This is a genomic window from Piscinibacter sp. XHJ-5 (genome assembly GCF_029855045.1).
Classification (GTDB): Bacteria; Pseudomonadota; Gammaproteobacteria; order Burkholderiales; family Burkholderiaceae_C; genus Albitalea.
The window spans coordinates 1,466,624-1,479,240 of record NZ_CP123228.1; the positions used below are offsets into that span (position 1 = coordinate 1,466,624).

The 12,617-nt window shown below is 69.9% G+C and carries 9 protein-coding genes; 7 read left to right on the forward strand and 2 right to left on the reverse strand.

The window, feature by feature from the left end:
- Position 1: 1 nt before the first annotated feature.
- Both xdhB and xdhA read right to left on the reverse strand, forming a co-directional pair.
- Positions 2 to 2,350, reverse strand: coding sequence for a xanthine dehydrogenase molybdopterin binding subunit (gene xdhB / locus P7V53_RS06995; RefSeq protein ID WP_280154763.1), 2,349 nt, complete (start codon positions 2,348 to 2,350; stop codon positions 2 to 4).
- Complete coding sequence (xdhA, locus tag P7V53_RS07000) at positions 2,347 to 3,870, reverse strand: xanthine dehydrogenase small subunit (protein WP_280154764.1); 1,524 nt, start codon at positions 3,868 to 3,870, stop codon at positions 2,347 to 2,349. Before xdhA ends, xdhB begins: the two co-directional genes overlap by 4 nt.
- Positions 3,871 to 3,962: 92 nt before the next feature.
- On the opposite strand from xdhA, the gene P7V53_RS07005 reads away from it, so the two are divergent.
- The 7 genes from P7V53_RS07005 to P7V53_RS07035 all read left to right on the forward strand — a co-directional run bounded on the left by P7V53_RS07005 (position 3,963) and on the right by P7V53_RS07035 (position 12,595).
- A complete protein-coding gene (locus tag P7V53_RS07005) occupies positions 3,963 to 4,949 on the forward strand; it encodes a LysR family transcriptional regulator (protein WP_280154765.1) in 987 nt (328 codons plus the stop codon).
- Positions 4,950 to 5,124: 175 nt separating this feature from the next.
- On the forward strand, positions 5,125 to 6,465 hold the full coding sequence (gene guaD, locus P7V53_RS07010) for a guanine deaminase (protein ID WP_280154766.1): 1,341 nt from the start codon (positions 5,125 to 5,127) through the stop codon (positions 6,463 to 6,465).
- 97 nt (positions 6,466 to 6,562) lie between these two features.
- A complete protein-coding gene (locus P7V53_RS07015) occupies positions 6,563 to 8,089 on the forward strand; it encodes an ABC transporter ATP-binding protein (protein ID WP_280156454.1) in 1,527 nt (508 codons plus the stop codon).
- A 10-nt stretch (positions 8,090 to 8,099) separates the two neighbouring features.
- Positions 8,100 to 9,200 (forward strand): ABC transporter permease, encoded by a 1,101-nt coding sequence (locus P7V53_RS07020; protein WP_280154767.1) that lies wholly within the window; start codon positions 8,100 to 8,102, stop codon positions 9,198 to 9,200.
- A gap of 1 nt (position 9,201) precedes the next feature.
- The gene (locus P7V53_RS07025; RefSeq protein WP_280154768.1) at positions 9,202 to 10,122 is read left to right on the forward strand and encodes an ABC transporter permease; all 921 of its coding nucleotides are present in this window, start codon (positions 9,202 to 9,204) and stop codon (positions 10,120 to 10,122) included.
- A gap of 148 nt (positions 10,123 to 10,270) precedes the next feature.
- Positions 10,271 to 11,425, forward strand: coding sequence for a BMP family ABC transporter substrate-binding protein (locus P7V53_RS07030; RefSeq protein WP_280154769.1), 1,155 nt, complete (start codon positions 10,271 to 10,273; stop codon positions 11,423 to 11,425).
- 135 nt (positions 11,426 to 11,560) lie between these two features.
- Positions 11,561 to 12,595, forward strand: coding sequence for an adenosine deaminase (locus tag P7V53_RS07035; protein WP_280154770.1), 1,035 nt, complete (start codon positions 11,561 to 11,563; stop codon positions 12,593 to 12,595).
- Positions 12,596 to 12,617 lie beyond the last annotated feature (22 nt).

The following is a 12,617-nucleotide window of genomic DNA, read 5'->3' on the forward strand; positions in this document are numbered from 1 at the left end:
TTCAGCCGACGGCGGCACGCACCGCATCGATGGCGTCCAGCACCGCCTCGGCGGTGGCCGGCACGCGCAGCGGGGGGTCGACGCGGTGATCGCCCACCGCCGACACCGCATCGCGGATCGCGAAGAAGACCGAGAACGGCAGCAGCAGCGGCGGCTCGCCGACCGCCTTGCTGCGGTGGATGCTGTCCTCCACGTTGGCGTTGTCGAACAGGCGCACGTCGAACACCGGCGGGCAGTCGTTGGCGGTCGGGATCTTGTAGGTGCTGGGCGCGTGCGTGGTCAGCAGGCCGGTCTGCGGATGCCACACCAGCTCCTCCATCGTCATCCAGCCCATGCCCTGGATGAAGGCGCCTTCCACCTGGCCGATGTCGAGGGCCGGATTCAGCGAGCGTCCGACGTCGTGCAGCACGTCGGCGCGCAGCAGCCGGTTCTCCCCGGTCAGCGTGTCGACCAGGACCTCGCTCACCGCAGCGCCGTAGGCGAAGTAGTAGAACGGCCGGCCCTGCATCGCCTTCGGGTCCCAGTGCAGTCCAGGCGTCGCATAGAAGCCGTCGGACCAGAGCTGCACGCGGTCTTCGTAGGCCTGGCGCACCAGCACGTCGAAGGGGATGCGCTGGCCGGCCGCCTGCACGTGATCGTCGGCAAAGCGCACCGATCTGGCATCGCCGCCATGGCGCCGTGCCGCGAAGGCGGCCAGCCGCTCGCGGATCTGCCGCGCTGCATCCTGTGCTGCCTTGCCGTTGAGGTCGCTGCCGGAGGACGCCGCGGTGGCCGAGGTGTTGACGACCTTGTGCGTATCGGTCGCCGTGACGCGCACCCGCGCGAGCGGCACGCCGAGCTCGTGCGCCACCACCTGCGCCACCTTGGTGTGCAGGCCCTGGCCCATCTCCGTGCCGCCGTGGTTCACCAGGATGGAGCCGTCGGTGTAGATGTGCACCAGCGCGCCCGCCTGGTTCAGGTGCTTCAGGTTGAACGAGATGCCGAACTTGACCGGCGTGAGCGCGAGGCCGCGCTTGAGGACCGGGCTGGCGGCGTTGAACGCCGCGATCGCGGCCCGGCGGGCCCGATAGTCGCTGCTGCGCTCCAGCTGCTCCGTGAGCTCCTGCAGCACGTTGTCCTCGACCGCCTGGCCGTACGGCGTGTGCTTGTTCGTGGTGGTGCCGTAGAAGTTGGCGCGGCGCACGTCGAGCGCGTCGCGGCCCAGCGCCCGGGCGATGCTGTCGAGCACGGCCTCGGTGACGACGGCGCCCTGCGGTCCGCCGAAGCCGCGGAAGGCGGTGTTGCTCTGCGTATTCGTCCTTGCCGAATAGCCGTGCAGCGCGACGTCGGGCAGCCAGTACGCGTTGTCGGCATGGCACAGCGCGCGCGTCATCACGGGACCCGACAGGTCCGCCGAGTGACCCGCGTTGGACACCATCGTGAGCTCGTAGCCGAGGATGCGGCCGGCCTCGTCGTAGCCGACTTCGTACTCGTAGTGGAAGCCGTGGCGCCGGCCGGTGATGAGGAAGTCGTCGTCGCGGTCGACGCGCAGCTTGACCGGCCGCTGCAGCTTCTGCGCCGCAACGGCGGCCACGCACGCGAACAGTGCCGATTGCGACTCCTTGCCGCCGAAGCCGCCGCCCATGCGCCGGCATTCCACCTGCACGTGGTGCGACTGCAGCCCGAGCGCCTTCGCCACCAGGTGCTGCATCTCGCTCGGATGCTGGGTGGAGCAGTGCACCAGCATGCCGCGGTCCTCCTTGGGCACCGCATAGCTGACCTGGCCTTCGAGGTAGAACTGCTCCTGGCCGCCCACCGTCAGCGTGCCGGCCAGCCGACGGGGCGAGGCCGCGATGGCGGCACGCGCGCCGCCGGGGCGCGTGCTGCGCTCCAGGTGCATCGGCGGCAGGACGTACTGCCCGCGGGCATGGGCCTCGGGCGCGCTCAGCACGGCCGGCAGCGGCTCGAACGCGATCGCCTCCTTCGCCCGCGCGGCCGCGCGCCGGGCCGCCTCGCGCGTGTCGGCGATCACCGCGAACACCGGCTGGCCCAGGTAGCGCAGCTCGCCGTCGGCCAGGATGGGGTCGTCGTGGAGGATGGCGCCGCAGTCGTTCGGGCCCGGGATGTCAGCGGCGGCGAGCACGGTCACCACGCCGGGCATGGCGCGGATGGCGTCCAGCGACAGGCCGGTGAGGCGGCCATGGGCGACCGGCGACAGGCCCAGCGCGGCATGCAGCGTGCCGATCACCTCCGGCATGTCGTCGACATAGGTCGCTTCGCCGGCCACATGCAGGTGCGCCGATTCATGCGCACGCGGGGCGCCGACGACGGCAGCTGCGTCCGCGGCAGGCAGGTCGACGAGCTTGTTCATGGCTGTGCCCCTTCGACGACGGCGGGCGTTCGCTCCACCGAGCTCCACACATTGACCGCCTCGGGCGGCAGCGGATCGCCGCCGCGCGTTTCCAGCCAGAAGCGCCACAGCAGGTTCTGCGCCACGCGCAGCCGATAGCCGGCGCTGGCGCGCATGTCGGTGAGCGGCTTGAAGTCGTCGGCGAGGGCCGCCTGCGCGGCGCGCACGGCGGCTTCAGTCCACGGCCGGCCGGCGATCGCGGCTTCGGCACCAGGCGCGCGCTTGACGATGGCGGCCATGCCGCCGAACACCAGCCGCACGTCCTCGACCCTCTCGCCGTCGCGCGCGATGGCCAGCACCGCGCAGACCGCGGAGATGTCGCTGTCGTAGCGCTTGCTGATCTTGTAGGCACGCAGCTCGCGCTGCATCGTGGCCAGCGGCACCGCCAGCGCCTGCACGAACTCGCCGGGTTCCAGGCGGTTCTTCATGTAGTCGACATGGAAGTCGGCAAGCGGCAGGCGCCGCACGCGCTCGCCGCGGCGCAGCTCCACCTGCGCATCGAGGGCGATCAGCGCCGGCGCGCCGTCGCCGATGGGCGAGCCGTTGGCGATGTTGCCGCCCAGCGTGCCGGCATGGCGGATCGGCGGCGATGCGAAGCGCAGCCACAGGTCGGTGAGCGAGGGCAGCCGCTCGGCAAGCGCGCGCCAGGCGGTCTCGAGCGAGACGCCTGCGCCGATGCGCAGTTCGCCGTCGGCGACGACGACCCGCTTGAGCTCGTCCACGTCGCCGACATAGACGATGTCGTCCAGCTCGCGGAACTGCTTGGTGACCCAGACGCCGATGTCGGTGCCGCCGGCAAGGATGCGCGCCTGCGGCTTGCGCTCCAGCAGCGCGGCCAGCGAGCTCACCGTCGTCGGCGCATGGAAGCTGCCGTGCGCGTGGTCCTCGTGACCGATGCGCTCCAGCGCGGCGATCGCCGGCGCGGTGTCGAAGGCAGCGCCGGGCAGCTCGAACATGCGCTGGCCGGCGTCGAGGATGGGGCGGTAGCCGGTGCAGCGGCACAGGTTGCCGGACAGCTCGTCGGCGAGCTGCTGCCGCGTCGGCCGCGAGCCCGCCGCGGCATGTTGCTCGTAGAGCGGCCACAGCGACATCACGAAGCCCGGGGTGCAGAAGCCGCACTGCGAGCCATGGCATTGGACAAGCGCCTGCTGCACCGGGTGCAGCGTGCCCCCGTGGCAGGCCTTCAGGTCCTCCACCGTGAACAGGGCCTTGCCGTGCAGCGCCGGCACGAACTGCATGCAGGCGTTGACGGTCTTCAGCGCCAGCCCGCGCACCGCCGGCACGGCGCCGTCGGCGTGTTGCGGCAGCTCGCCGATCACCACCGTGCAGGCGCCGCAGTCGCCCTCGTTGCAGCCCTCCTTGGTTCCCGTGCAGCGTGCGTCCTCGCGCAGCCAGTCGAGCACGCTGCGCGTCGGCTCGACGCGGTCCAGCTCGACGATCTGGCCGCGGTGGAAGAAGCGAATGGGCTGGGTGTCGCTCATGGGCATGACGGGCTCGGTAGATACCCGAAAGGTACCGCTTTGCGCCCCGAGGTGTATACGATCCGGGCGATATTGCATATCAGGATGAAGATATGACGCAGCGGGCGGATTTCGACAAGATCGAGCTCTACCTCATCCGGGTCCTGCACACCTTGATCACCGAACGCAGCGTCTCGCGGGCCGCCTTGCAACTGCAAAGCTCGCAACCCGCCGTCAGCGCCCAGCTCCGCCGCCTGCGCGAGCTGACCGGCGATCCGCTGCTGGTGCGCGCGGGCAACGGCATGACGCCGACGCAGGTGGCGCTGCAGCTGGTGCAGCCGGCCGCCAGCATGCTGCAGGAAGCCGAGCGCCTGTTCAGCCCCAAGATCCGCCAGCGCGGCTTCGATGCGCCGACCAGCGAGGCCACCTTTCGCATCGCCGCCAGCGACTACCTCGATCCGCTGTTCCTCCCGGAGCTGGTGGCCAAGCTGAAGCACGAGGCGCCGCAGGTGCGGCTGGAGCTGCTGCCGCTGTCGGGCGACTTCGACTACCGGCGCGGGCTGGCGGCCGGCGATGTGGACCTGGTGGTCGGCAACTGGCTCGAGCCGCCCGGCGAGCTGCACCTGGGCCGCCTGATGAGCGACGAGATCGTCTGCCTGGTCGCCGAGGACCATCCCGCCGTGCGCCTGTCGAGCGGGCGCGGCTGGACGGTGGAGAAGTACCTCGATTGCGAGCACGTCGCGCCGACGCCCACCTTCCGCGGCGCACGTGGCGTCATCGACGACCACCTCGAAGGCCTGGGCGTCAGCCGCGACATCATGGTGCGCAGCGCGCACTTCAGCCTGATCCCGCTGATGGTGGCGCAAAGCCTGCTGGTGCTCACGACCGGGCGCCTGTTCTGCTCGCGCTACGTCGACAGCCTGCCGGTGCGCATCGTGCGCTGCCCCGTGGCATTCCCGCCGCTGACCTATTTCCAGCTGTGGCACGACCTCACGCATGCCTCGGCGGGCATGCGCTGGCTGCGAGAGCAGGTGCGCGACGTCGCGCGCGGGCTGGTGACGCATGGGTTGCCGCAACGTTCCAAGGGGAGAGCGGCATGAGCGACTGGCGTTTCAGCACAGAGGGAAACGGATCGACCGCGCGGCTCCCTCTCCCGCTTGCGGGAGAGGGTCGGGGTGAGGGGCGCCGGCTCGCGCGCGGCCCTCACCCCTGCCCCTCTCCCGCAAGCGGGAGAGGGGACTTGTTCCACCTACGGCCATCACGGGTCCGCATTGCATGAATGCCAACGACATCGCGCCGCAAGGCGCCCCGCTTCAGCGCATCGCCCTGCGCGGCGACCTGCTCGACTTCACCAGCGCGCCGGAATGGGGCGCCGTCGACTCGAAGGCCGTGCGCTTTCGCGAGGACCACTGGCTGCTGATCGAGAACGGCCGCATCGCCGGCGCGCAGCCGGGGGACCAGCTGCCGGACGACAGCTGGACGCAGCGCGATCACCGCGGGCGGCTCATCCTGCCGGGTTTCATCGACACCCATGTGCACAGCCCGCAGCTGGACGTGATCGCCAGCCACGGCACCGCGCTGCTCGACTGGCTGGACACCTACACCTTCCCGGCCGAGCGCCGCTATGCCGACGTGCTGGAGGCGCAGGCCGGCGCGGCGCGCTTTCTCGACGCGCTGCTGGCGCACGGCACCACCAGCGCGGTGGTGTTTCCCACGGTGCACAAGGTCAGCGCCGACACGCTGTTCGCCGCGGCCCACGAGCGCGGCATGCGGCTGGTTGCGGGCAAGGTGCTGATGGACCGGCATGCGCCCGACGGCCTGCGCGACGAGGCGCCCGACCGCGGCGCGCGCGATTGCGTCGACCTGATCGACCGGTGGCATGGCAAGGGGCGCCTGGCCTACGCCGTGACGGTCCGCTTTGCACCGACGAGCACGCCCGAGCAGCTCGCCATGGCGGGGCAGCTCTGCACCGCCTATCCGGGCGTGTACATGCAGACGCACCTGGCCGAGAACCGCGACGAGGTCGCGTGGGTGCACCGGCTGTTCCCCGAAGCGCGCAGCTACCTCGACGTGTACGACCGTGCCGGCCTGCTCAATGCGCGCGGCGTCTTCGCGCACGGCATCTGGCTGGACGACGAGGACCGCGCGGCCCTGCGCGACGCCTGCGCGCAGATCGCCCACAGCCCGTCGTCCAACCTCTTCCTCGGCAGCGGCCTGTTCGGCTGGCGGGCCGCCGAAGACGCCGGCGTGCGGGTCAGCGTCGCCACCGACGTCGGTGGCGGCACCAGCCTGTCGATGCAGCGCACGCTGGCCGACGCCTACAAGGTGCAGGCGCTGGCCGGGGAGCGGCTCACCGCATGGAAGGCCCTGCATGCCGCGACGCTGGGCGCCGCGGCGGCGCTGGGACTGGGCGACGAGATCGGCTCGCTGAGCACCGGCTGCGTCGCCGATCTGTGCATCTGGGACTGGGCCCGCGGCCCGGTCGCCGAACGGCGCTTCGAAGTGGCGCGCAGCTTGCATGAACGTGTGTTCGCATGGATGACCTTGTCGGACGAGCGCAATCTCGTGGCGACCTTGGTCGAAGGCAACGTGAGGTACCCACATGGCCGTGACTGATCTGCAGAGCATCGCCGTGGCACGCCGGCCACTAGACTGGCGGCTTGCCGACCCTCACCCGCCGGCGGCGCCGAGCGCGTCGACAGGCGTCATGCCGATGCTGCGCCTCGAACTCGTCGACATCTCCAAGCAATACCCGGCGGTCAAGGCCAACGACCGCGTGAGCCTGCGGGTGAAGCCGGGCGAGATCCATGCGGTGCTCGGCGAGAACGGCGCCGGCAAGTCGACGCTGATGAAGATCATCTACGGCGCGGTGCGACCCGACGAAGGCGAGGTGCGCTGGAACGGCGAGACCGTCGCCATTCGCAACCCGCACGAGGCGCGCGAGCTGGGCATCAGCATGGTGTTCCAGCACTTCAGCCTGTTCGACACGCTGACCGCGGCGGAGAACGTCTGGCTGGGGCTGGACAAGTCCTACTCGCTGGCCGACGTCACGCAGCGCATCACGCAGGTCGCGCACGCCTATGGCCTCGACGTCGATCCGCTGCGGCCGGTGCACACGCTGTCGGTCGGCGAGCGCCAGCGCGTGGAGATCGTGCGTGCGCTGCTGACGCAGCCCAAGCTGCTGATCCTCGACGAGCCCACCTCGGTGCTCACGCCTCAGGCGGTGGAGAAGCTCTTCGTCACGCTGCGCCAGCTGGCCGCCGAGGGCTGCAGCATCCTGTACATCAGCCACAAGCTCGACGAGATCCGCGCGCTGTGCCACCACTGCACGGTGCTGCGCGGCGGGCGCGTCACCGGCGAGGTCGATCCGACGAAGGAGAGCAACGCCAGCCTGTCGCGGCTGATGATCGGCGCCGAGCCGCCGCAGCTGCAGCACCAGCAGGCGCAGGCCGGCGAAGTGGTGCTCGGCGTGCGCGGACTGACGCTGCCCAAGCAGGACCATTTCGGCATGAGCCTCGCCGACGTCCGGTTCGAGGTGCGTTCCGGCGAGATCGTCGGCATCGCCGGCGTCTCGGGCAACGGGCAGCAGGAGCTGATGGCCGCGCTGTCCGGCGAGGACACGCGCGCCTCGTCCGACAGCATCCAGCTGTTCGACCATCCGATCGGCAGGCTGTCGCCGGCCGCGCGGCGCCGCCGCGGCCTGCATTTCGTTCCGGAGGAACGGCTGGGCCGCGGCGCGGTGCCCACGCTGTCGCTGGCGCAGAACACGCTGCTCACGCGCGCCGAGCTGGTGTCGCGCTCGGGCTGGATCCGCACCGCCGCGGTGGTCGAGCTCACCCGTTCACTGATCGCGCGCTTCAACGTGAAGGCCGGCGGCCCCGACGCGACGGCCAAGAGCCTGTCCGGCGGCAACCTGCAGAAGTTCATCGTCGGGCGCGAGATCGATGCGCAGCCGCGCCTGCTGATCGTCTCGCAGCCGACCTGGGGCGTGGACGTCGGCGCCGCCGCGCAGATCCGCGGCGAGCTGCTGAAGCTGCGCGATGCGAGCTGCGCCGTGCTCGTCGTCAGCGAGGAGCTCGACGAGCTGTTCGAGATCACCGACCGGCTGCACGTGATCGCGCAGGGCCGGCTGTCGCCGTCGATCGCGACCTCGCAGGCGACGGTGGAGATGATCGGGCAGTGGATGAGCGGCTTGTGGGGCGCGGCCCCGTCACCCGCCACCGACCCGTCCGACGCATGAGGTGCCCGCCATGCTGAAACTCGAATCCCGTCCCGCCCCCAGCAAGCTGATGTCCGTCGCATCGCCCGTGCTCGCGCTGGCGATCACCGTCGTGCTCGGCGTGATCCTCTTCATGCTGCTCGGCAAGGACCCGCTGCGCGGGCTGCAGGTGTTCTTCATCGAGCCGGTGAAGAGCGGCTATGCGCTGTCCGAGCTGGCCCTGAAGGCGACCCCGCTGCTGCTGATCGCGCTGGGCCTGTCGCTGTGCTTTCGCTCCAACGTGTGGAACATCGGCGCCGAAGGCCAGTACATCATCGGCGCCATTGCCGCGGGCGGCGTCGCGATGATGGCCGACAAGGACACGAGCCGCGCGATCGTGCTCGCCATCCTCGCCGCCGGCGTGCTGGGCGGCATGGCGTGGGCCGGCATCGTCGCCTTCCTGCGCGACAAGGCCAACGCCAACGAGATCCTGGTGAGCCTGATGCTGGTGTACGTGGCCGAGATGGTGCTGAGCTACCTCGTCTACGGGCCCTGGAAGGATCCCGCCGGCTACAACTTCCCGCAGACCATCAGCTTCCTCGACCCGACCAAGATCCCGCGGCTCGTCACCGGGTGGCGCGTCAACATCGGGGCGGTCATCGCGCTGCTCGCGGTGGCGGCGTTCTGGCTGTTCCTGTTCCGCGTCTATGCGGGGTTCCAGCTCCAGGTGGGCGGGCTCGCGCCGATGGCGGCGCGCTACGCCGGCTTCTCGTCGCGCAGGGCGCTGTGGATGGCCATGCTCGGCTCGGGCGGCATGGCCGGCCTGGCCGGCGCGCTGGAAGCGGCCGGACCGCTCGGCCAGCTGACGCCGCACGTGCCGGCGGGCTACGGCTTCGCCGCCATCATCGTCGCCTTCGTGGGCCGGCTGCATCCGGTGGGCGTGGTCTTCTCGGCCATCCTGATGAGCATGTTCTACATCGGCGGCGAGCTCGCGCAGTCGCGCCTGGGCCTGCCCAAGTCGCTGACCGGCGTGTTCCAGGGCCTGCTGCTGTTCACGTTGCTGGCCTGCGACACGCTCATCTACTACCGCCTGCGGTGGCAGTCCGCGCCGCGCGGCCATGCCGTCGCGCCTGCCGTCGCCAAGGGAGCATGAGATGGAACAGCTCGCCCTGCTCATCGCCGCCACGCTGAACGCGGGCACCGTGCTGGCCTTCGCCGCACTCGGCCTGCTGATCAACGAACGCGCCGGCATCGTCAACCTCGGCGCCGAAGGGATCATGCTGGTCGCCGCGATCGCCGGCTTCGCGACCTGCGCGCACACCGGCAACGACTGGCTCTCGTTCGCGGCCGGCATGGGCGCCGGCGCGCTGCTCGCGCTCGTCTTCGGCTGGCTGGTGATCTGGCTCAACACCAACCAGTACGCGAGCGGCCTGGCGCTGGCCCTCTTCGGCGCCGGCTTCTCGGCCTTCGTCGGCATCTCGTACACGCAGGCCAAGCTGCCGGAGCGGGTGCACTACCAGATCGCGGGCCTCGCCGACATTCCCTTCATCGGGCCGGCGCTGTTCAAGCAGCATCCGATGGTGTATCTCGCGATCGCCCTGACGGTGGGCCTTGCCTGGTTCTTCAACCGCTCGCGCGCCGGACTGGTGCTGCGCGCCGTCGGCGAGTCGCCCGACTCGGCGCATGCGCTGGGCTATCCGGTGCGCCGCATCCGGCTGCTGGCGGTGGTCGTCGGCGGGGCGCTGTGCGGGCTGTCGGGCGCCTACATCTCGGTGATCTACACGCCGCTGTGGGTCGAAGGCATGGTCGCCGGCAAGGGCTGGATCGCGCTGGCGCTGACGACCTTCGCGACCTGGCGTCCGGCCCGCGTCCTGCTGGGCGCCTACCTGTTCGGCGGCGTGACGATGCTGCAGTTCCACCTGCAAGGCGAAGGCGTCGAAGTGTCCAGCCAGCTGCTGACCATGCTGCCGTACCTGGCGACCATCGTCGTGCTGGTGCTGATCTCGCGCAATGCGACTTGGATACGCGTCAATATGCCGGCTTCCCTCGGGAAGCCATTTTTCCCGGGTTCATGAGCCCGGGCGACGAGCCGCCTCTAGCCCGGGCTCAGCCCCCTCGGGGGGCGCCTTGGCGGGGGCCTCGTTGTTTCATGCCGGCGTCGCTGGGGAAGCCGTTTTTCCCCGGCTCATAATCTCGCTCGCTCTCAACCTCGGAGATCACAAGATGACCTGTTCGAAGCTCACGGCCTGGGCTGCCGTCGCTGCCGTGGCCGCGCTCGCGGGCTGCGGCAAGAAGGAGGAAGCTCCCACCACCACCGCCCAGGCGCCTGCGCCGGCCGCGTCGGCGGCCGCGCCTGCCAAAGCCGAGAAGCTCAAGATCGCCTTCGCCTACATCGGCCCGGTGGGCGACGGCGGCTGGACCTTCGCGCACGACAACGGCCGCAAGGCGGTCGAGAAGGAATTCGGCGACAAGGTCGTCACCAGCTTCACCGAGAGCGTGCCCGAGGGCCCGGACGCCGAGCGCGTCATCCGCGACATGGTGGGGCAGGGCAACAAGCTGATCTTCGGCACCACCTTCGGCTACATGGACTACATGCTGAAGGTCGCCGGCGACGCCAAGGACGTGAAGTTCGAGCACTCCACCGGCTACAAGACCGCGGAGAACCTGCGCACCTACGACAGCCGCACCTACGAAGGAGCCTACATGGCAGGCGTGATCGCCGGCGGCATGACCAAGACCAACGTGCTGGGCGTCGTCGGCTCGGTGCCCATCCCGGAGGTGGTGCGCAACATCAACAGCTTCACGCTGGGCGCGCAGTCGGTGAACCCGAAGATCAAGACCAAGGTGGTGTGGGTCAACAAGTGGTTCGACCCGCCCAAGGAGACCGAGGCCGCGCAGTCGCTGCTCAACGGCGGCGCCGACGTGCTGATGCAGAACACCGACTCCAAGGCGGTGCTGCAGACGGCCGAGAAGGCCGGCAAGTACGCCTTCGGCTGGGACAGCGACATGACCGCCTACGGCCCGAAGGCGCACCTCGCGTCGGCCGTCATCAACTGGGCCCCGTACTACATCAAGGCCACGCGCGACGCGCTCGAAGGCACCTGGAAGACCGGCCAGGCGTGGTGGGGCGTCAAGGAAGGCGCGATCGACCTCGTGTCGATCTCCGACCAGGTCCCGGCCGACCTGAAGACCAAGGTCCAGGGCGTCAAGGCCGGCCTGAAGGATGGCAGCTACGTCATCTGGAAGGGCCCCATCGTCGACAACACCGGCAAGGAAGTGCTGAAGAAGGACGAGGCCGCCGACGACAAGTTCCTGGGCGGCATCAACTTCTTCGTCAAGGGCGTCGAAGGCAAGGTGCCGGGCGGGGACAAGAAGTAGACGCTGCCGGATCGACCACGGCAGGGCCGCAGGGGATGAAGTCCTTCTCTGCGGCCCTTTGCGTTTTCGGCGTCGATGCGCATCGACGGGAATGACGCTTTCCGCAGCACTCCACCGACGGTGAAGGAACACCACATGAACCTCGACGCCATCCCCCGCGAGCGCCTGCCGGGCCTGCTGCGCGCCATGCCCAAGGCCGAGCTGCACATCCACATCGAAGGCTCGCTGGAGCCGGAGCTGATCTTTGCGCTCGCGCAGCGCAACGGCGTCGCGCTGGCCTACCCGAGCGTCGAGGCGCTGCGCGCCGCGTACGCCTTCACCGACCTGCAGAGCTTCCTCGACATCTACTACGCGGGCGCGAGCGTGCTGCTGAAGGCGCAGGACTTCGAGGACATGGCGATGGCCTACTTCCGCCGCGCCAAAGCCGACAACGTCGTGCATGCGGAGCTGTTCTTCGACCCGCAGACGCACACCGCGCGGGGCGTGGCATTCGAGACCGTGATCGGCGGCCTGTCGCGGGCCTGCGAGCGCGCGCAGCGCGAGCTCGGCATCTCCAGCGCCTTGATCATGTGCTTTCTGCGTCACCTCAGCGAAGATGATGCGTTCGCGACGCTGGAGCAGGCGTTGCCGTACCGGGGCCAGTTCATCGGCGTCGGCCTCGACAGCAGCGAGCGCGGCCATCCGCCGGAAAAGTTCGCCCGCGTCTTCGCGCGCTGTGGCGAGCTCGGCCTGCACCGCGTGGCGCACGCCGGCGAGGAGGGGCCGCCCGCCTATGTATGGAGCGCCCTCGACGTGCTGAAGGTCGAGCGCATCGACCACGGCGTGCGCAGCACCGAGGATCCGTTGCTGATGCAGCGGCTGGCGCGCGAGCGCATGCCGCTGACGGTGTGCCCGCTGTCCAACGTGAAGCTGTGCGTCTTCGAGACGATGGCGGCTCACAACCTGGCGGCGCTGCTCGATGCGGGGCTCGTCGCGACGGTCAACTCGGACGATCCGGCGTACTTCGGCGGCTACATGAACGACAACTTCATCGCCGCATTCGACGCGCTGCCGCAGCTCGGCGGGCGCCACGCGCACCGGCTGGCCGCCAACAGCTTCGAGGCGAGCTTCGCCGCGCCGGACGACAAGAAGCGCTGGCGGGAATCGCTCGACGCGCTCTTCGCGGCGTAGAGTTCACGGCGCACGGCGTGCC

Excerpts from the sequence above, each read along its gene's own strand:
- xdhA (WP_280154764.1), bottom strand. The coding sequence starts at position 3,870 with ATGAGCGACACCCAGCCCATTCGCTTCTTCCACCGCGGCCAGATCGTC.
- guaD (WP_280154766.1), top strand. The coding sequence starts at position 5,125 with ATGAATGCCAACGACATCGCGCCGCAAGGCGCCCCGCTTCAGCGCATC.
- xdhB (WP_280154763.1), bottom strand. The coding sequence starts at position 2,350 with ATGAACAAGCTCGTCGACCTGCCTGCCGCGGACGCAGCTGCCGTCGTC.
- P7V53_RS07025 (WP_280154768.1), top strand. The coding sequence starts at position 9,202 with ATGGAACAGCTCGCCCTGCTCATCGCCGCCACGCTGAACGCGGGCACC.
- P7V53_RS07015 (WP_280156454.1), top strand. The coding sequence starts at position 6,563 with ATGCTGCGCCTCGAACTCGTCGACATCTCCAAGCAATACCCGGCGGTC.
- P7V53_RS07030 (WP_280154769.1), top strand. The coding sequence starts at position 10,271 with ATGACCTGTTCGAAGCTCACGGCCTGGGCTGCCGTCGCTGCCGTGGCC.
- P7V53_RS07020 (WP_280154767.1), top strand. The coding sequence starts at position 8,100 with ATGCTGAAACTCGAATCCCGTCCCGCCCCCAGCAAGCTGATGTCCGTC.
- P7V53_RS07035 (WP_280154770.1), top strand. The coding sequence starts at position 11,561 with ATGAACCTCGACGCCATCCCCCGCGAGCGCCTGCCGGGCCTGCTGCGC.
- P7V53_RS07005 (WP_280154765.1), top strand. The coding sequence starts at position 3,963 with ATGACGCAGCGGGCGGATTTCGACAAGATCGAGCTCTACCTCATCCGG.